The organism is Vibrio hippocampi (assembly GCF_921292975.1).
Taxonomy (GTDB): domain Bacteria; phylum Pseudomonadota; class Gammaproteobacteria; order Enterobacterales; family Vibrionaceae; genus Vibrio; species Vibrio hippocampi.
In genome coordinates this window covers 15,908-36,087 of the sequence record NZ_CAKLCM010000003.1, presented here as the reverse complement: position 1 = coordinate 36,087, position 20,180 = coordinate 15,908, and the positions used below count along the sequence as shown (strand labels likewise).

General features: G+C 45.8%; 12 protein-coding genes. 5 read left to right on the top strand and 7 right to left on the bottom strand.

Going from position 1 to position 20,180, the window contains the following annotated elements; translation table 11 throughout:
- Positions 1-569: 569 nt before the first annotated feature.
- On the bottom strand, positions 570-2,720 hold the full coding sequence (locus tag L9Q39_RS13335) for a heparinase II/III domain-containing protein (RefSeq protein ID WP_237485604.1): 2,151 nt from the start codon (positions 2,718-2,720) through the stop codon (positions 570-572).
- Positions 2,720-4,858 carry a heparinase II/III domain-containing protein gene (locus L9Q39_RS13330; protein ID WP_237485603.1) on the bottom strand — a complete coding sequence of 713 codons (2,139 nt, stop codon included), beginning with the start codon at positions 4,856-4,858 and terminating at the stop codon, positions 2,720-2,722. The genes L9Q39_RS13335 and L9Q39_RS13330 overlap by 1 nt, the downstream gene beginning before the upstream one ends.
- Positions 4,859-5,163: 305 nt before the next feature.
- Between L9Q39_RS13330 and L9Q39_RS13325 the strand changes: the two genes are divergently transcribed.
- From L9Q39_RS13325 to L9Q39_RS13310, 4 genes are all read left to right on the top strand, one after another.
- Positions 5,164-5,499, top strand: a complete 336-nt coding sequence (locus L9Q39_RS13325) for a cupin domain-containing protein (protein ID WP_237485602.1) — start codon at positions 5,164-5,166, stop codon at positions 5,497-5,499.
- Positions 5,500-5,523: 24 nt separating this feature from the next.
- Positions 5,524-6,453: a 2-dehydro-3-deoxygluconokinase gene (kdgK, locus tag L9Q39_RS13320; RefSeq protein ID WP_237485601.1), complete on the top strand. Its 930-nt coding sequence runs from the start codon at positions 5,524-5,526 to the stop codon at positions 6,451-6,453.
- Between the two features lie 13 nt (positions 6,454-6,466).
- Entirely contained in the window at positions 6,467-7,093 is a 627-nt protein-coding gene (locus L9Q39_RS13315) for a bifunctional 4-hydroxy-2-oxoglutarate aldolase/2-dehydro-3-deoxy-phosphogluconate aldolase (RefSeq protein ID WP_237485600.1), read from the top strand.
- A 537-nt stretch (positions 7,094-7,630) separates the two neighbouring features.
- Entirely contained in the window at positions 7,631-9,388 is a 1,758-nt protein-coding gene (locus L9Q39_RS13310; protein WP_237485599.1) for a sodium:solute symporter family transporter, read from the top strand.
- A gap of 141 nt (positions 9,389-9,529) precedes the next feature.
- Here the strand turns inward: L9Q39_RS13310 and L9Q39_RS13305 are convergent, their stop codons facing one another.
- The 5 genes from L9Q39_RS13305 to L9Q39_RS13285 all read right to left on the bottom strand — a co-directional run bounded on the left by L9Q39_RS13305 (position 9,530) and on the right by L9Q39_RS13285 (position 18,585).
- Complete coding sequence (locus tag L9Q39_RS13305) at positions 9,530-10,627, bottom strand: alkene reductase (protein WP_237487019.1); 1,098 nt, start codon at positions 10,625-10,627, stop codon at positions 9,530-9,532.
- A 163-nt stretch (positions 10,628-10,790) separates the two neighbouring features.
- The gene (locus L9Q39_RS13300) at positions 10,791-11,177 is read right to left on the bottom strand and encodes an MAPEG family protein (RefSeq protein WP_237487017.1); all 387 of its coding nucleotides are present in this window, start codon (positions 11,175-11,177) and stop codon (positions 10,791-10,793) included.
- Between the two features lie 187 nt (positions 11,178-11,364).
- On the bottom strand, positions 11,365-13,554 hold the full coding sequence (gene glgB / locus L9Q39_RS13295) for a 1,4-alpha-glucan branching protein GlgB (protein WP_237485598.1): 2,190 nt from the start codon (positions 13,552-13,554) through the stop codon (positions 11,365-11,367).
- A gap of 313 nt (positions 13,555-13,867) precedes the next feature.
- Positions 13,868-16,039, bottom strand: coding sequence for a 4-alpha-glucanotransferase (gene malQ / locus L9Q39_RS13290; RefSeq protein WP_237485597.1), 2,172 nt, complete (start codon positions 16,037-16,039; stop codon positions 13,868-13,870).
- Positions 16,040-16,131: 92 nt separating this feature from the next.
- Positions 16,132-18,585: a glycogen/starch/alpha-glucan phosphorylase gene (locus tag L9Q39_RS13285; RefSeq protein WP_237485596.1), complete on the bottom strand. Its 2,454-nt coding sequence runs from the start codon at positions 18,583-18,585 to the stop codon at positions 16,132-16,134.
- Positions 18,586-19,258: 673 nt separating this feature from the next.
- Between L9Q39_RS13285 and L9Q39_RS13280 the strand changes: the two genes are divergently transcribed.
- Positions 19,259-19,744, top strand: coding sequence for a VOC family protein (locus L9Q39_RS13280; RefSeq protein ID WP_237485595.1), 486 nt, complete (start codon positions 19,259-19,261; stop codon positions 19,742-19,744).
- Positions 19,745-20,180: the final 436 nt, after the last annotated feature.

Sequence of the window (20,180 nt, the reverse complement as noted above, 5' to 3'; positions counted from 1 at the left end):
TCTTGACAACGATTTCCCAAATCTCGGCCTATAAAACGGTGAAGTAACGCTAAATCTTTTCAGTATGTTATAACCATAGAACCGAGATCGGATCACCGCAATACTCCACCCGTCACTGAATAACTCAAATCTGAACAATTTGACGTACCCAGACGTTTCCATCTTTTGTATCACCAAACCATTAACCTGATACCTGATAACGAAAGCAGATACAGTCCAGCGATACAAAGACAGAACAATGCATCCCATACATCTTCATCAATTTTAATGCTGTTCGGTGTAAATCAAAGATGTAGGGCGGCACGCAATGGTATTGCCAGCTTTACGCTAGGTCGAGGGGAAAAACAACCGATGTTCTCAGCTGATGAATATCACGGCTAAATTTATTTGCTCTTGGCGTTCGACGGGGTTAGCTAGTGTTCAACTATGAGTCATCGCTCGAATATCAGGACATTAGATTTGATGGGGAATATGGCTGGCGGGCTAGAATAACCGGCAAAAAAAAGGTCGAACATGCTGTTCGACCTTAGTCATTATTGTATCACCAACACAGTTGGTATCACTTCACTTTAAACGCGTGCAAATGCACCGGTCCAAGTGTAGGTTGCGCCGTCTACAGTCACTTCGTGTGCTGTATCTTGCTCAGCTTCAGCACGGTTGCTGATAGCAAAGCGGTATACGTTACCTGTTGTGGTGTTGATTTCGATGAGGGTTGCGTCATCTGAATCAGACAGTGTTTTCACTGTTTCAACAAGACCGCGAGCACCGATAGAAGCTTCGATTGACTCGTTAAAGTAACCGTGCGTCTCTAGTACGGAAGCAAACACATGATCTTGACCAGATTGACGTAGGATCAGTGCAGGCTCGCTGCGTAGGTTGAAATCGGCATCATTCGCACCAGTGCGAGTGAAGATAACTTCAGACTCTTTCGCTGCGGTGGTGATCAAGCTGTAGTAGCTTGAACCGTGTAGCCATGAAACGAGCGAACTACCTTCAACCTTACCAGAACCTAGGTTCCATAGGTGTTGATAACCAAACTTATCACCCAGTGGGCGCAGTGTTGGCTCTAGGTCATACTCAAAGTCAGTACGCATGATTTGACCCTTGTAGTGAACAGGTAGGTCATACGAGTGCTCTTTGTCTGCCTTGATGCGGTAAACATCGATCACAAGCGGCTTCTCAAACTCTTCAATATCAGCAAGTAGCACTGAACGCTGCATATCTGTGCCTGCGTAGTACTCGCTGATCTTACCGCTCATACCTTGCAGTTTCGCGTCTTCTGTTTTGAAGAAGTGCTTAGAACCAAAACGGCTCTCTGCAATCGCAGTGTTGAACTCGTTTTGCGTCTCTTGATCAACCGTTACGGTGTTGTGGCTGACAGTCTGCTTACAGTAGCTCTTGTTCTCAGGAATGTAACGACCGCCGAACTTAGGTTCTACGTTAACCCAACGACCATAACCATAGTCGTGCAGCACTTCTTGACCACGGTTAAACACGCTTAGATGCAGACCGTCGTAATGACCGTGATCCAAAGCAGAGTGGTACTGGTGATCAGAACCGTGCTGACCAAACCATAGCAGCGCCATGGTGTCGTCATCTTGCTCGTCACGGTGACGTAGGATAGTTAGACCACCCTTATCGCCTTTAGGACCGTCTGTGACGAATAGGCTACCCCAGCTAAATGGCTTGATATCGGTCGCTACATCAACCGCATCGGATAGCGTTTTACCCGCAGCATGAACCCAAACGTTATCTTGGTGATCAGCCATGCTAACCAGCGTTTCGTTCTTCTCGTAGCGGTCATAGCACACACTTGTTGCAATGATAACGCCTTCATCTTTGATACTGATCGTCTTAGATGAATCGTTCAGTGCTGGTAGCGTACCGTCTGGGAACGCGGTACTCATAACGGCATAAGTGGTGGTCTTGATTACCGAGTCATTGTGCTCATAGATCTTAAGCTCTGGCTGACGACGCTCAATCGATTCTGCAAACAGGTAGATCGGACGCAGTGAGAAACGGTGATAATATGGACCTTCCATATAGTAACCGTCAGGCGAGAACAGTTGATCAAGCTGAGCAAGGAAACCGCCACTCACTTTGTCTAGTTTTAGACCGTAAAGCGCTTTATCGACTGACTCTTGATCATTGATTGCGTAACCACAGATACCGACTGCCGCTACCGCCCATAGACCGTGGTTATGAACGATATCGAAGTCATGCGCGTAAGTCACAACGAACATGTCGATCATCTGTTTGAACAGATCATTCTCGATGTGAGACTTCTGGTCATCCGATAGCGTGTGGTACACACAGCTATAAGCGCATGACGCATAAAGCATCCACATGTTTTCGTTCAGTGTTTGGTGGAAGATACGACCCGGAGGGTTAGTATCACGGCTCACGTTGCTTTCTAGCGTTGGATAAACGTTAGCGTACGCCGTTAGCATATCCACGATGTAATCGCGGTATTTTACATCTTCAGTGATCAGGAATAGGCGACCAGCAATATCCATATGGATGTAGTTTTGCTTGTGACGGTTATGCTCATAACCGCCCGCTTCACCGTGTCCTGGAACCTCGATGCCTACTTCTTCAGCATAAGCGGCAACTTGTGCGATGTCGCGAGCTAATGCTTTACCTAGAAGAGTCTCTTTACCTAGGTCTTTGCGAAGCTCTGCTGCTTCATCAAAATTAAGGAGTAGTGGTTGATAGTTCATTATAAAGTCTCCTGCTCAACAGCGAAGTAGCCAGCCCAAGTGTAAGTTTTACCTGCAACCTCAACAGAGTGAGTGCTGTCTTTGCTTGCTTCAGGGTTGTTACTTACCATCAGAGTAAAGCGAGTCTTGTCGGTTGCGAATGACACAACAGAACCTTGCGCATTATGACCAATCACTTCGATGCTCTGAACCAGACCACGTGCGTTCACTGACTGCTCAAACTCTTCATTGAAGTAGCCGTGTGTTTCTAGCACAGAAGCGAATAGCGTGCTTTCACCCTTAGAACGAAGAATGAAGCTTGGTACGCTACGTAGGTTAAAGCTTGGATCGTTAGCACCAGAGCGAGTGAAGATAACCTTACCGTTGTCGTTTGAGCTTGTGCCCAACCAAGTGTAATAAGTGTTGTTTTGTAGCCAGCTAACCAATGCCGTGTCTTTCGCTTCGCCTTCCGCTACGTTCCATAGGTGACGGTAGCCTAGCTCATCGCTTAGCGTGTTGAGCTCTGCGTGTGCTTGATATTCGAAGTTGGTGCGAACGATCTGACCTTCATACTGGTGAGAGTAATCGTACTGATGCTCACCTTCGCCTGTTAGGCGGAAAAGGTCGATAAGCAGTGGCGCTTCAAGCTCATCGTGTTTGAACATGAATACACTGCGTTGCTGACCGAAACCATCAAAGTGTCCATTCGCGAATGCGCTCATACCGACTAGGTTTTCACTTTGTGTTTCAAAGAAATGCGGTAGACCGTGAACACTGTCTGCGCGCTCAACGTCAAAGTAGTTTTGGCACGTTTCGTCAATCGTCACTAGGTTGTGAGCAATGGTTTGACGCGCGTAAGTCTTGTTTTCGTCTAGGTAACGACCGCCAAATTTTGGCTCAACGTTTACCCAACGACCGAAGCCGTATTCACGAAGGACTTCGTCACCGCGGTTGAAGTAAGAAATACCTAGCGTATCAAAGTTACCGTGACCCATGCCGTGCTGACCGTAGTTCATCACTAGCTGGAATACGTCTTTGTTTTTGTCTTGAACACGCATAAAGCCTTGAGCGCCACGGTCGCCATTTGGACCTTCGTTTAGCTCAACACTTGGCCAGAATGGTAGACCTACGTCTGATGCTTTTTCGTAAGCGCGAGAAAGCTCTAGACCACACTGGTGCATCCAAACTGAATCTTGGATCTTCGCCATGCCTAGTAGGTTTTCATCAACACCGTAGTGCGAAGCGTATTGGCTCACAGCTACCTGTACACCAATATCCGTAATACCCATTGTGCGAGACGCATCGTTTAATGCAGGGAACTCACCATTTGGATACGCAGTCGCAAGCAGAGCTTTCACTGTGGTACCAATCACGCCATCTTTGTAGTTAAAGATGTCCAGCTCAGGTCTGTGACGGTGTAGGATCTCAGCAAACAGACACAAAGGACGGATTGCGTAACGGTGGTAGTAAGGACCTTCGATGTAGTAACCAGAAGGTGCAAACAGTTGAGAAATTTGCGCTAGGAAACCGCCCGTGCCATTGTTAGCAAGACCGAAAACAGACTTTTCTAGGTACTCTGGACGATTAATCGCTAGACCACAAGTACCCACAGCAGCAACAGCCCAGATACCGTGGTTATGAATACGGTCAAAATCGTGGCCGTATTTTTCTACGAACATATCCAACATTGGTTGGAATAGACGATCGATCACGTTTTGACGCTCTTCTTCTGTCATTGAAGAAGCCACACAAGAGTAGGCGATACTTGTGAACATCAACCAAACGTGTTCGTTTAGAATTTGGTGGAATAGTCGACCGGTTGGGTTAGTGTTCTTTTGAACATGAAAACCAAATGTCAGATACAGTTCCGCGTAAAGCGCAAGAAGGTCGCGAACGAATTTACCGTAACGATCTTCACCTGTGATTAGGAAAAGACGAGCAGCAAGGTTCATATATTGGTAGTTTTGCTTGTGACGGTTATGTTCATAACCACCAGCTTCACCGTGCCCTGGAACCTCCAAAGGAAGTTTCATAAAGGCTTCAACGTCCTTGATGTTTTTCGCAATCGCCTTACCCATTAGGGTATCACGACCGACTTCTTTCCTAAGCTCAGCGATTTCACTTTCGCTTAGCAAAATGGGTTGAACTAATGTTGACATTTTAACCCTCAGCTTGAAATGCAGTTAATAATCTGACAATAAAGTAATACAACTAGCCTTATTGTCATACAAGAAAGTCATAGAAAGCTGACCTCAGTCACACTAAATTGAGACACAACTCAAGTTATTGCGTGAAATAAAGTCAGTTTTTCTTCATTTATGACGCTATTTTAAAATAGCGTTTTAGAAAATAATTGATCGCAATCACATTACTGTAAACTTATTGTATTACAATTTGGCAAATGCGCTTATGATAGCGTTAAGTTAAATTAACAGTCGACACTGTCTATGTCCGGGAGGCGTTGGTGTATAGTTTTTTTTCTGCTGATGAACACCCTTGGGAACAAGTTTCTGAAGGCATCAAGCGAAAAGTAGTAGGTTTCACCGACGATCTTATGGCAATGCATCTTTGTTATGACAAAGGTGCCAAAGGCGCGGTACGTAAGCGTGAGATCCATGATCAAATCGTCTATGTAGTCAGTGGTCGTTTCGAAGCAATTGTAGACGGTGAAAAGCAACAACTCAAAGCGGGTGACGCTTTCACTGTAAAAAAATTGCTCGACCACGGTATTACTGCCCTAGAGCAAAACAGTGTATTACTCGATATATTCTCTCCTTCTCGTGAAGACTTCTTAAGTTAATCACTCCAAAGTGGATAGCAAACTATGAATCAATTTAAAATCGCAATCATCGGCGAATGTATGGTCGAGCTACAGCGTAAAGGTGAACTACTCAAGCAGAGCTTTGGTGGTGATACCCTAAATACAGCTTTATACCTTTCTCGTCTTACTCAAAATCACAACCTAAAAGTTAGCTATATCACTGCTTTGGGTAATGACCCTTTCTCTGCGGAAATGATGAACGCATGGAACGACGAAGGGATCGACACAGAACAGATTCTGCGACTAGAAAATAAAATGCCAGGTCTGTATCATATCGAAACTGACGGCACTGGTGAGCGTAGCTTCTACTACTGGCGTAGCGACGCGGCAGCGAAATTTGTTTTCGATCAAGACGAGTCTGCGACTCTTATTGAAACACTATTAGGTTACGATGCGGTTTACCTAAGCGGTATTACACTTGCAATCCTAACTGACAATGGTCGTGACAAGCTATTTAGCTTCCTAAAAGCATTTAAAGAGAAAGGTGGTCAAGTCTTCTTTGACAACAACTACCGTCCTAAGCTTTGGGCTGACCAACAAACCGCTATCGATACTTATAAAACGATGCTAACTTACACTGACACTGCTCTACTGACTTTCGATGATGAGCAAGATCTATTCGGTGATGAGTTTGTTGAGCAATGTATCGAACGTACAAGCGAAGCGGGTGTTTCTGAAATCGCAATCAAGCGTGGCTCTAAAGACTGCCTAGTGATTGCTGACGAACAAGCCAATTACGTTGCTACAAAACCAGTTGCCAACGTAGTAGATACTACTGCTGCAGGTGACTCATTTAGTGCGGGCTACTTAGCAAAACGCCTAACGGGTGGTTCTGCAATTGAAGCGGCTGCAGTAGGACACAAAGTTGCAGGCACTGTAATTCAGCATCAAGGTGCCGTAATTCCAAAAGATGCCACACCCACTCTTGATTAGTAGGACTAAAAACATGACTACATTGAACGATAAGCTAGCTAGCTTGAAAGTAATTCCAGTTATTGCCATCAACAAAGTTGAAGATGCAATTCCACTAGGTAAAGCTCTTGTTGACAACGGCATGCCATGTGCAGAAATTACTTTCCGTACAGAGTGTGCAGTAGATGCTATCGCAGCAATGCGTAAAGAATTCCCAGAGATGCTAATTGGTGCTGGTACAGTACTGACTAACGCGCAAGTAGACCAAGCGATTGAAGCGGGTGTTGACTTCATCGTTAGTCCTGGTTTTAACCCACGCACTGTTCAGTACTGCCTAGACAAAAACGTACCGATCGTACCGGGTGTTAACAGCCCAAGCCTAGTTGAGCAAGCGATGGAAATGGGTCTGCGTACACTTAAGTTCTTCCCAGCTGAGCCATCTGGCGGTGTTGGTATGCTTAAAGCACTAACAGCAGTTTACCCAGTTAAATTTATGCCTACTGGTGGTGTTAGCCTGAAGAACGTTGATGAGTATCTATCGATCAAATCTGTTCTAGCTTGTGGCGGTACTTGGATGGTACCAACTAACCTAATCGACGAAGGTCGTTGGGAAGAGCTAGGTCAATTGGTTAAAGACGCGGTTTCACACGTTAACCAATAATTCAGTTTTTCATAATTGAATGCAAAAGCGAGCCAGTGGCTCGCTTTTTTAATTTCTCTGATAGGTATTATCGACGGTAAACGGATACATCGACGTTTCAGACCGCGGCCTTATTTTCCGTAGCAGCCAGTTCCAAATTACCGCTTTCCCTGACAGCTAGCCAGTGTTGTAAACTATCTGCCTTCCCTACAACTCAGCGTCTCTTTGCTGCTCTGCCGTCGGAATAGCCGCCTCATCTTGTGCTGATCATCAAGCGAATGAACACCGATTGCCATTTTATTGATTTCATTCATTTTATCGTTCTCGCTGACATTCCCCTGACAATTGTATGACAATTAAAAACATAAAATCACTTGAAACCTAATTAACAATAAGAACAAAAAATCAAGCAAAGCCTTTACTAGCAAGGCTTGAATAAAGCTTTGTTACAATTTACTCGCGACTTTCAATCACAAACTTGACCATATTGTAATACAACAACTTTTAATTTAATTATTATTAGTCGCAGATTTTAAGTAAATTAATTAAGGCTGAATAATGACTATTGATACTCTTGTTGTACTCGCCTACTTCTTCTTTTTGATTGCTATTGGTTGGATGTTCCGCAAGTTCACCACCTCTACCAGCGATTATTTTAGAGGTGGCGGTAAGATGTTATGGTGGATGGTAGGTGCTACCGCCTTCATGACTCAATTTTCAGCATGGACGTTTACCGGTGCCGCAGGACGCGCATTTAATGACGGCTTTGTCGTCGTCGTTCTATTCCTAGCCAATGCGTTTGGCTATTTTATGAATTACCTCTACTTTGCGCCTAAGTTTCGCCAGTTGCGCGTTGTCACTGCCATTGAGGCAGTTCGCCAACGCTTTGGTAAAACCTCGGAGCAATTCTTCACTTGGGCTGGTATGCCTGATAGCTTGATTTCAGCGGGTATCTGGCTAAACGGTCTGGCTATTTTCGTTGCCGCGGTTTTCAACATTCCTATGGAAGCGACCATCGTCGTGACCGGTCTAGTGTTGATGCTGATGGCAGTAACGGGTGGCTCTTGGGCGGTTGTTGCTTCTGACTTTATGCAGATGCTGGTCATTATGGCGGTCACCATTACCTGTGCGATCGCAGCCTACTTCCACGGCGGTGGTCTAGGCAACATCGTCGATAACTTCCAAGGCGACTTCATGCTGGGTAATAACCTGAACTACGTCAGCATCTTTGTCCTTTGGGTTGTGTTTATCTTTGTTAAGCAGTTTGGTGTGATGAACAACTCCATCAATGCTTATCGTTACCTCTGTGCTAAAGACAGTGAGAACGCGCGTAAAGCCGCGGGGCTTGCTTGTATCTTGATGGTTGTGGGTCCACTTATTTGGTTCCTACCGCCTTGGTATGTGAGCGCATTTATGCCTGATTTCGCTGACCAATACGGCAGCGTGGGTGGCGATGCTGCCTACTTGGCATTCGTACAAAACGTGATGCCAGCCGGTATGGTGGGTCTATTAATGTCAGCGATGTTTGCTGCGACCATGTCTTCAATGGATTCAGGTCTTAACCGTAACGCTGGCATCTTTGTGATGAACTTCTACTCGCCAATCTTGCGTCCAAACGCAAGCCAAAAAGAGCTGGTAGTGGTCAGTAAAGCAACCACCGTTATGATGGGCTTCATTATCATTGGTATCGGTCTGTTCATTAACTCACTGCGCCACCTAAGCCTATTCGATATCGTATTGAACGTTGGTGCACTCATCGGCTTCCCAATGCTTATTCCTGTACTTCTGGGTATGTGGATCCGCAAGACGCCAGACTGGGCGGGCTGGATGACACTGGTTGTTGGTGGTTTTGTTTCTTACCTCTTTGGTATTTCGCTACAAGCACACCACATCGAAAACCTATTTGGTCTTGAGCAAAGCTTCACGACTCGTGAATGGTCAGATCTAAAAGTGGGTCTAAGCTTAGCAGCACACGTTGTGTTCACTGGTGGCTTCTTCATTCTAACCACTAAGTTCTACAAAGGTCTGACACCCGAGCGTGAACAAGAAGTTGAGCAACTGTTCACTAATTGGAACACACCGATTGTGGCTGATAGCGAAGAGCAGCAAAACCTAGATACTAAACAACGCGGTATGCTAGGCAAGCTAATCAGTACGGCAGGTTTTGGTATCCTTGCAATGGCATTGATTCCAAACGAGCCTACTGGTCGTCTACTGTTCCTAGTCTGTGGTTCGATGGTACTGGCTGTCGGTATCTTGTTGGTGAATGCCTCTAAGAATGGTCAAGCGTCATCTTCAGAGCTATCGACTCAGTAATACGCTCGCGACTTTAGCGCAGTAATCAATTAAACGGCAACCAACATGATTTGGTTGCCGTTTTTTTTTGCATTTATCTGATGACAAATAACAAAAAAGGTCTGGAGAAGTTCCAGACCTTTTGCTGATATTGATAGCTAGCTATTTTTGATAGGTTGGATAATCGGTCAAGCCCTTCTCCCCACCACCAAACAGTGTGTTCGGATCGTGCTGTGCTAATGGGTAACCATGCTTAAGTCTATCAGGCAGATCTGGATTGGATACAAACGGGCGACCAAAGCCAATCATATCGGCTAGGTTATCCTCTATGGTTTTTTGAGCGGTTGCTGCGTTGTAGCGACCCGCATAGATGAGTACCCCGCTAAAGGCGTCACGCAATGCTTGTTTGAAGCTGCGTGGGGTTTCTGGTGCATCATCCCAATCCACTTCAGCAATGTGCAGGTAAGCAATATTGAGCGTATTCAGCAATGCTGCTGCCGCAGTGTAGGTCTCTTCGGGATTGGCATCGACAGTGCCGTTTAATGTGGTTAATGGCGCTAAACGCACTCCGACTCTGTCACTGCCCACCGCTTCATTTAATGCGGTGACCACTTCAGAAAGAAAACGCAGACGATTTTCCAAACTGCCACCGTATTCATCGCTGCGTTGGTTTGATTCTGAATCAATAAACTGATTCACCAAATAGCCATTTGCCGCGTGCAACTCAACACCGTCAAAACCGGCTGCCATCGCATTGTGTGCCGCCTGACGATATTCTTCGACCACCTTTGCGATTTCATCCACACTCAAGGCTCTTGGCTCAACCACATCAACAAAGCCCGGCTCATCACTGCCGTTATCAATAAACACTTTCACATTTTCGGCTTTTAGGGCAGAAGAAGATACTGGCTGTTGACCGCCAATATTGTCTGGATGAGTCACTCGACCAACATGCCACAGTTGAGCAAAAATCTTACCGCCTGCGTTGTGCACAGCATCGGTCACTTTACGCCAACCTTGGATCTGTTCCTGAGAATAGATGCCGGGTGTCCAAGCATAACCCTTACCCATTGGAGAGATCTGCGTGCCTTCAGCAACAATTAAACCCGCGCTGGCTCGCTGAGCGTAGTAAGTCGCCATCATCTCGTTGGCAACGTCTCCTGGCTGACTTGCTCTTGAGCGAGTCATGGGTGGCATAACAATACGATTTTCCAGACTAAGCTGACCAAGTTGAATCGGTTGAAAAAGGCTCATGGTGATTTCCTCTGCAAGTAGTATGAGTTAACAATTGGGGCAAAAAGCACTGATAACAAGCAATGAAACGGTTTTGTTTGCCATCTCATCGAACACAACGACTTCTAGGCACGTTTCTCTATAAAGAAACTCAATAGGTAAGCGTTTTTTATAGACGCACTTTCATCGGTTACCACAGCGCATCAAAAGGTAAATAAACCACATTCGACACAATCAGCACCACCATCACCAGCAAGGTCAGTTGCATTCCTAATACTCTGCCTTTGAAGCCTTGCTTAAGAATCGCTTTGGCGTGCATTATCCGCCCTGCCACAAACAACAGCCCCAAAACATGAATCAAGATAAGAGGCGCACCGTTGTATTCCACCAGCGCCATCAAGATAAGCGTAATGGGAATATAGTCCATCGCATTACTTTGGGCACTGCGGGCGATTTGCAACGCCTCAACACCGCCATCGGAAAATGAGACTTGATGTTTGCGTCGCTGCTTAATCACTTCAAAGGCTAACCAGATCATGATAACCGCCATTAATGACGCGTATAACGCTGTGATCATAAAGGTATGAACTCCTGTTTCTATAAACTTAATCTCATTGCGCGCAAACAGATACGACTTGCGAGCCAGTAAAAAGTGTAGCTTAAGCAAAACATTACGCATCTTTGAATGTAAAAATGCCTCAGCAAAGGGCTGAGGCATTTTATGTTCGCTATCTGCTCTCATTGAGCAGGTCAAGGTCGTTCAATCAACCTTGGTACTTGTAATAAACCGTTGAAAGCGGCGGCAAGCACAGCTGTAGCGACTGAGGTTGAGATTCGCTCTCGACCTTTTCAGTCTGAGCGGTTTCAATCACACTAAAGCCGCTTCCAGCAAACTGAGTATCATCGGTATTCAACACCAACTGATAACGTCCCGCTAATGGTACACCTAAACGGAATGAGTCATGGGGAACTGGGGTAAAGTTGCTAATCACCAAAATACGCTCCCCGTTCTCGCTGATACGCTCGTGAGCAAGCACACTCGCATCCGCCGCATCTTGTAAGCGCCACTCATAACCTTTTGGCTCTGAATCCAACTCATGTAACGCTTTCTCTTCACGGTACAAATGGTTGAGTGCCTTAGTCAGTGCTTTCACACCTTGGTGACGTTCAAAGTCCAGCAAGAACCATTGCAATTGATCATCATGGTTCCATTCACCGGTTTGACCAAATTCTGCGCCCATAAAGTTAAGCTTCTTACCCGGTTGAGCATACATGTAACCCATATAAGCTCTAAGGTTAGCTGTCTGCTGCCACTCATCACCCGGCATTTTATTGTGGATAGAACGTTTACCGTAAACCACTTCATCGTGAGACAAAGACAAGACATAGTTCTCACTGTGCGCATACACGAGCGGGAAAGTAATGGTGTCGTGATGATATTTTCTGTGTACGGGATCTTCTTGGATATAGGACAGACTGTCGTGCATCCAACCCATATTCCACTTAAATCCAAAACCAAGACCACCCATAAAGGTCGGCGCAGAAACACCCGGGAACGCCGTTGACTCTTCAGCTATGGTCATCGCATTCGGGAAGTGTTTATATACCTCTTCGTTCATCCATTTCATTGTGGCTATCGCATCGTAGTTCTCACGACCACCATCAATATTGGGCACCCACTGATCATGGCTACGGGAGTAATCGAGGTACAACATAGACGCCACCGCATCAACGCGGATACCATCAATATGGAACTGCTCAAACCAATACAGCGCATTGGCGACTAAGAAGCGTCGTACATGTTCACGGCTTAAATCGTAAATGTACGAGTTCCAATCTTGGTGCCAACCGCGACGTGGATCGGGATCATGGAACAGAGGAGTACCATCAAAGTTTGCCAAACCATGACCATCCGCCGGGAAGTGCGCTGGCACCCAGTCCAACACCACACCGAGACCTGCTTGGTGACATTTGTCGACGAAGTATTTGAAATCATCAGGAGCACCAAAGCGACTGGTCGGTGCAAACAGACCGACGGGTTGATAACCCCACGAACCATAGAAAGGGTGTTCGGATACGGGCATCAATTCAACATGGCTGTATCCCATCTCACACAGATAAGGCACTAACTCATCGGCCAATTCGCGATAGTTGAGAAAATCACCGTTCTCTTTGCGCTTCCAAGAGCCCGCATGTAACTCATAAAATGATAAAGGCTGCTTACGTTTTACGGTGACTTCACGATTCTGCCAGGTGTCATCCTGCCATTGATAATTGCGGTGGTTATAGGTGACCGAAGCCAAAGACGGGAACTGTTCGGAATAGAAACCCCAAGGATCGGCTTTATGCGGCAGTCCCTCACCATTAGGACCTTTAATTTCAAACTTATATTGCGTGCCTTCTGGCAGCTCAGGTAGAAACAGTCCCCAAATGCCATAATCTAGACGCTGCATTGGGTTACGACGACCATCCCAGCCGTTAAAATCGCCAACAATACTCACGGCGGAAGCATGAGGGGCATAAACCAAGAAACGCGTCCCTTCCACCTGCTTACCTTCACGCTCTAGCGAGACAAATTGAGCGCCGAGGTTGTGGTACATCTGTTTAGGTGTGTGCAGCTCTTCGTATTCTGCGTAGATGCCGTGATACTGATAGGGATCATCGATCAACTGCTCGGTACCTGCCCAATCAACGATCAATTTATAGTGCGTCCAACGTAGATCCTGATCTGATTTAAGAACAAAAATAAACTCTTGATCCTTGTCCTGCTCTAACGCAATACGCTCTCCTGAACTTAACACCGCGGTGACATTGTCAGCCCCTGGCATCCATACTCGTAGCGCAACGCCTTGCTGCTGTGCATAGGGTCCCAAAAAAGAAAATGGGTCTGCGAACGACGCGTTTAGCAATTGCTGGTGCGTCTGTTCTGAGTTTACTAGCCTTTTGTTCTTCAACGTCTATCTCCTGTGGCCAAGCTGCCTGTTATTATTCAAAGTTATGGGTGGTGCGCCTGCTGATATTGGATCATCGGCAATAATGACCACTTTTGGGGTACATGGGCTTGTTCGACATAAACTAAAATGCCCGCATACTGCTGCGGGCTTATACCCAAATCACTCTCACTAAACCTGACACATTGAGGTAACTTGGGCATATCAGTGCATTTCATTCTACTGAAAACCAATCACCCTTGAAGTGATAAAGCCCTGATTTTCAAGTTCCATCCCAGTTTGTATAGCTGGAAAACCGATTTCTTGGCTTTCGCTATCACCCAACCTGGCTACGCACTTGCGTTAATTGTTGCGCAATACGATTAACACTGTCTTGTTCAAACATCTGTTCAATCGGTAACGACAGTTTTCTGCGCCAGTTTTGATACTCTTGCGTGGTTCCTGGAATATTGACTGGCAAGTCCATTTCCAACCAATCTTCAAGCTGTACACTGAGGAGGTTGGTCGCACCCGACGCTAAGTGCAATTGCAACGCTTCACTGAGATAGCTGTCCATTGGCACCAGACTGGCGTCTCGACCAACACCGGAAGGCAAATAACCGTGCCATGCGATACTGTCTAAGATCCGTTGCTTATCACGCAATCTTTGCTCAAACAGTGGCGCTAATTTATCTTCAGGATAAATGCCAAGCGACTGTCCCATTTTAAGATCCTCGCAATGCCAATAGCCTCGCAAGGTAGGCATGTCATGGGTACAAAGCGCAGCCATTGATTGTGGCGCATAATGTTGAGGGGAAACAAACCCTCCATCATCTGCTGTTTCAAAAAAGAACACTTTGTAGGAATGTACTCCCGCTTCTCGCAAGATATGTTCAATTTCCACCGGAACCGTACCAAGATCTTCACCGATCACAGTGCATTGATGGCGGTGCGATTCTAACGCGAGGATCGCCAACATGGTTTCAACCGAATAATAGAGATAAGCCCCTTCTGTCGCCGCTTTGCCACGCGGGATCCACCACAAACGGAGCAACCCCAACACATGATCAATCCGCAAACAGCCACAATGCTTCATATTGGCGCGCAACAAATCAATATAGGCTTGATAACCCGTTTGCTCTAGAACCTGAGGATTGAGCGGCGGCAAACCCCAACTTTGTCCTTGTGGACCAAGAATATCCGGCGGCGCACCGATGCCGGCTTCCATCACCAAGTTGCCTTTGTCTGCCCATGTCTCAGAGCCAGAATCCGCGACGCCAACGGCCAAGTCGCGATACAGACCAATGGTCATGCCTTTTTGCTCAGCCAGTGCTTGAACACGGCTAATTTGCGTATCGGCGACCCATTGCAGGAACTGGTGAAAATGAATGCTATCTTGATTGTCACGAATAAACTTTTGTGTCCCAGCAAACTCAAAGTGGCGCAGTTTTTCAGGAAATACTGGCCATCCCCAAACCGCTTCGTCTTGGGCGCGCAGTTGGCAATGTATGGCATCAAAGGCGGCTTGATGCAGTAAACTATCTCCGCCTTGCTCAACAAACCCGAGGAAGGCTTCACCTTGTGGTGTCAAGCTATCGAGGTGCTGCTGTTTAAACTGTTTGAAGACCAATTCTAACGCCGACATTTTCAGCTCAGAGACTAAGCGATAGTCGACCCAATCGGTTTGACGTGCCTGCTGTAAGCGGTGATGAAACTCAGCACTTTGTATCAATGCTTGTGCCTCGCCATTCTCGGCAAAGCCCGGTGTCGCCGTCACGTCGATATAGAGAATGTTTAACCAACGTCTTGAAGATGGACTGTAAGGGCTTGCGGCTTCTGGGTTAGCAGGAAACAGCGAGTGTATCGGGTTAATACCCACAAAATCCCCGCCTCTATCGGCAATCTCACTGACCAGTTTTTTAAGGTCAGAAAAGTCTCCAATCCCCCAGTTGTCATCACTTTTTAGGGTATAAAGCTGGATACTGGGTCCCCACAGCTTCTTACCTTGCTCAATCGCAGTTGGCTTATAGCAGGCTCGGGGCGCTCGAATGAGCAGACTTTGATACGGCAGTTTTCGGCGTTTACGTGACACCTCAAGTTGATGATAACCCCACGGTAAATTATCCGGTAATTCGAACACCAAGGGACCGCCATTTTGACGCTCATCACGGCGGATCTGAGACTGTAGATAACCTTCAAACACCTCACCTTGTTCCGTCGTTAGACGCCAACTAAAGTCACTTTCTCTCGCACTGCTGCTGAGATATAAACTGACTTCCGTCGCGTCATCATCTTGAATCACACAGACAGGATCGAGTACCTCCTGTCTATGCTTTTTCTCAGCGGAGGCCAGCAGGCTATCACTGTCATTGGTATCATAGCCAAGCGCTTTCAATAGCTCGACGATGGTAGAAGCCTCAACTTGGGTCTCTTGACCCGTCGCATTAATATAGCGATCCGCAATCCTTGCCATATCGGCGACGTGCATTAATGTGTTGCTATCTATCATTTTGCTCTCCGGAGGCACCAGCTCCTCCATGAACGTTATATATCACACGAAAAATCGACCAAGCCAAGGCACTGCCTTGGCTTGAAATAGAACTAACGAGTGACCGATTCCAATTTCCAAATGTTATTCACATAGTCGCGAATACTGCGGTCAGAACTGAACTTACCGACTAAGGCGGTATTTAAGATCGCTTTTTTCGCCCAACCCGCTTGATCGCGATACTGCTCATCCATCGCTTCATGAGCAGAGACATAAGAGGCGAAATCCGCTAATACCAAATAAGGGTCGCCACCATCGATCAGACTGTCAAAGGTTGCTCTCAGTTTACCCGGTTCTCCAGGCGTGAACTCATCACCGAGCAAGAGATCCAAAGAAGATTTAAGCAGTGGATCCGCGTGGTAATAATCATAAGGGTTATAACCTTGAGCACGTAGAGCCTCAACACCATCCACTTCCAAGCCGAAAATATAGATGTTGTCATCGCCTACTTCTTCACGGATCTCCACATTAGCACCATCCATCGTTCCGATGGTTAATGCGCCGTTTAGTGCCAATTTCATATTACCGGTGCCTGAGGCTTCTTTACCAGCGGTTGAGATCTGCTCAGAAACGTCGGCGGCAGGAATAATAATCTCGGCAATGCTCACTCTATAGTCAGGAATGAACACCACTTTCAACTTGTCATTCACTCGTGGATCAGAGTTCACTTTCTCCGCAATTTTGTTGAGCGCATAGATGATCTCTTTTGCTAAGTGATAACCCGGCGCCGCTTTTGCTGCAAAGAAAACCACTCTCGGTACCATGTCAAAGTCAGGATCATTCAACAGGCGATAGTAAAGCGACAAAATGTGCAGCATATTAAGATGCTGACGCTTATATTCGTGCAGACGTTTGATCTGCACATCAAAGATGGCATCGGTATTCAGAGCAATACCCATGTTGTCTTGTACCCAATCAGCTAAGCGCTGTTTGTTGGCTTTTTTCACCGACATATACTGCTTTTGGAACTGCCCATCTTCTGCAAATTTGGCAATCCCTTGCAACTGGTCAAGATCCGCTGGCCATTCTGAACCAATTTTATCGGTGATCAGAGCGGATAGACCTGGATTACAATATTTCAACCAACGACGCGGCGTAATGCCATTGGTGACATTATGTAAACGTGTTGGATAGAGTTCGTGAAACTCGGGGAATAGATCGCGTTTCACTAATTCAGAGTGCAACGCCGCCACACCATTCACCGCGTAAGAGCCAACCACGCAAAGATTTGCCATACGCACCATTCGATGGAAACCTTCTTGAATAATCGACAGTTTTTGCTGTTTAGCAACGTCGCCCGGCCACTTGGCACGTACCTCTTGCAAGAACAAATGGTTGATATGATAGATGATCTCCATATGTCGAGGCAGTAGACGTTGAATAAGCGACTCGCTCCAAGTCTCTAGGGCTTCTGGTAGCAAGGTGTGATTGGTATAAGCGAAGGTTTTGGTACAAACCGCCCAAGCTTCATCCCAAGTAAACAGATGTTCATCCATCAAAATACGCATCAATTCGGGAATAGCGATTGTTGGGTGAGTATCATTGAGCTGAATGGTCTCATAGTCCGGCAATGAAGCCAGGCTATGACCCGACTGTATGTGGCGACGTAATATATCTCGTATGGATGCCGCACTATGGAAATATTGCTGCATCAAACGCAGCGTCTTGCCTTTCTCATGATTATCGTTGGGGTAAAGCACCTTGGTGATATTACCCGCATCGATGAGCGAGTGCTGTGCTTCAAAGTAGTCACCGTTGTTAAAGCTCGCTAGCGAGAAAGGTGCTATCGCTCGACATTCCCATAGACGAAGCGGGTATACCGTGTCGCTTTCATAGCCAACAATCGGCAGATCCCAAGGCATACTCTGTACCGTCATGCCCGGAACCCAGCGACGACGTTCAACACCCTCATCTTGGTACACTTCGACATGACCATAAAAGCCGATCTCTTGGGCTAATTCAGGGCGAGCCACCTCCCAAGGATAACCTTCTACACAACGCCAAGCGTCCGGCGCTTCTTTTTGATGACAATCTTGGAATGACTGCTTAAACAAACCATATTCATAGTGCAGACCATAGCCGACGGTTGGGAACTCCTGTGCGGCACAAGAATCCATAAAACAAGCGGCGAGTCGCCCAAGACCACCATTACCCAAAGAAGGATCGCGTTCCTCTTCCAATAAGTCCGTCAGATTGTGCCCCATCTCTTCCATTGCTTGCGCAACTTGCTGATACAGTCCCATGCTAATCAAGTTATTACCGGTTAAACGACCAATCAAAAATTCTAGAGAAAGGTAGTTAACACTTTTAGCATTCTGAATACGCTTGTCTGATTCGGTTTCCAAAAGATCGAGTGTGGTAAATTCAGCTAGCGCTCGCCCCATCGCCAAATACCATTGTTGAGGTGATGCATGCTCCACTGTGGTGGCATAGGTTGCCGATAGATGCTGTTTGACACTATTTTGGAAAGAAGTTTTATCGAACTGGTTTTGCTGCGTAGGTTTCATTGCGAAATCTCACTTTTCGTCCATTCGCCGCCATTTCCATAAATGGGAAGGTGGCTTTATTTACACCGTCCTCCGACTAAACACTCCATGGAGGGTGACTAATGGAAACTCGAATAAAACAGGCTCCTTGTCAAAAGGGGCGACAATCGTCACCCAAGCCTAAAGCTATTCAAGTTCCATACATTACCTTCACTCTAAAGGGTAAATAAGAAACTAGTGCTATATGGAAACCGTTCAAAGCAGCATTTTGATAGGTAGATCACAGAGTGTGATAATATTTGCTCCGCGCAACGGCATTTTGTCGTTATTAGTTACATCTTTAGCGCTTATATTCGCACCAAAGGTGATGATAATCACAAAAAACCTCTAATATTCAGTAATTTTTTAACAGCTTTATTAACAATTTTAGCCTTTACTCCCACAAAAAAGCGTGAAACTCACCTAGCAAACCCCATAAGAAAACCACTCTTTATTGAGTGAACAATTGATTGCATGCATTTCGAACTGAGACTGAAAAGTAGCGTAAAATCGCTCCCATCACCCCACATTTACAATAACGCCATATTATTATAATTATAAAAATTGATAATTTCTTATTGGCGCATCCTTTCCCTATACTTCTCCACATCGAAACGAAACACGAAACAAATAACACAGGTATTTGGAGCAGATAATGAAAATGAATCATATTGGCCTAATGGTCGGAGATATGGATAAAGCCGTAGAGTTCTACACTAAAGCGCTAGGTCTACGCATCGTTATGAACAACACTAAAGTGGTTGAAGAGCGTGAAACCGCAATCGGTCGCATGTGTATCGAGGTGTTTGGTGAGGGCTTCAAAGGCTTCAATATCGCTCACCTACTCACAACAGATGGCATTGGTGTTGAATTGTTCGAGATGAAAGAACGTCAAGAACGTCACGTTGTCGACTTCTCGCGTCTGGGTATCTTTCACTTCTGTCTACAAACTGATGATTTCGCAACAACCATTGCCAACGTTGAAAAGTTTGGTGGTAAAGCGCGTATGGATGTCATGCGCTACCACCCAGAAGACGATAACAAGCCAGCACAAATGATCTATATGGAAGACCCATTTGGTAACCTATTTGAGCTTTACTCGCACACGTATGAAGAGACTTACTCTTCTGATTACGAGTAATTCTCTCAGGTCGAAAATGACAGAAGCAGTATTGGCATTGTTGCCAATACTGCTTTTTTTGTATGGGCTATCGGATTACGGAAAAGGTTGAGCTTCTGCATCGCGCAGCATCTCTTTTGTCTTCAAGCAACGGTACTAGTGAAATTTGGTGATGGCATTAGTAATAAAGTAAAGTTAGGCAGTCATGTAATAAGTTAGATTTATTATTTATCAACAAATAAATAGCCATTTGTTATCAATGTTTTTTCTACTAAGAGTGTGTCAACATAGCGTTTCTGGAGAAGAACGTTTATTTTGAATAACGTTTATGCAGAACAATCTCATCTACGATGAGAAAGCCTTAACATACCTCTGTTAGTCTCTTCGCCATGACCCACATTACCTTAAGCGGTAGGATTTAAGGGTCTTGAGGTAATTTAGGGATAAAGAACGTATA

Bases quoted from the DNA above. Each gene is read 5' to 3' on its own strand.
- L9Q39_RS13315 (WP_237485600.1), top strand. From the start codon at position 6,467: ATGACTACATTGAACGATAAGCTAGCTAGCTTGAAAGTAATTCCAGTT.
- L9Q39_RS13335 (WP_237485604.1), bottom strand. From the start codon at position 2,720: ATGAACTATCAACCACTACTCCTTAATTTTGATGAAGCAGCAGAGCTT.
- L9Q39_RS13310 (WP_237485599.1), top strand. From the start codon at position 7,631: ATGACTATTGATACTCTTGTTGTACTCGCCTACTTCTTCTTTTTGATT.
- L9Q39_RS13330 (WP_237485603.1), bottom strand. From the start codon at position 4,858: ATGTCAACATTAGTTCAACCCATTTTGCTAAGCGAAAGTGAAATCGCT.
- L9Q39_RS13285 (WP_237485596.1), bottom strand. From the start codon at position 18,585: ATGAAACCTACGCAGCAAAACCAGTTCGATAAAACTTCTTTCCAAAAT.
- L9Q39_RS13300 (WP_237487017.1), bottom strand. From the start codon at position 11,177: ATGATCACAGCGTTATACGCGTCATTAATGGCGGTTATCATGATCTGG.
- kdgK (WP_237485601.1), top strand. From the start codon at position 5,524: ATGAATCAATTTAAAATCGCAATCATCGGCGAATGTATGGTCGAGCTA.
- L9Q39_RS13280 (WP_237485595.1), top strand. From the start codon at position 19,259: ATGAAAATGAATCATATTGGCCTAATGGTCGGAGATATGGATAAAGCC.
- malQ (WP_237485597.1), bottom strand. From the start codon at position 16,039: ATGATAGATAGCAACACATTAATGCACGTCGCCGATATGGCAAGGATT.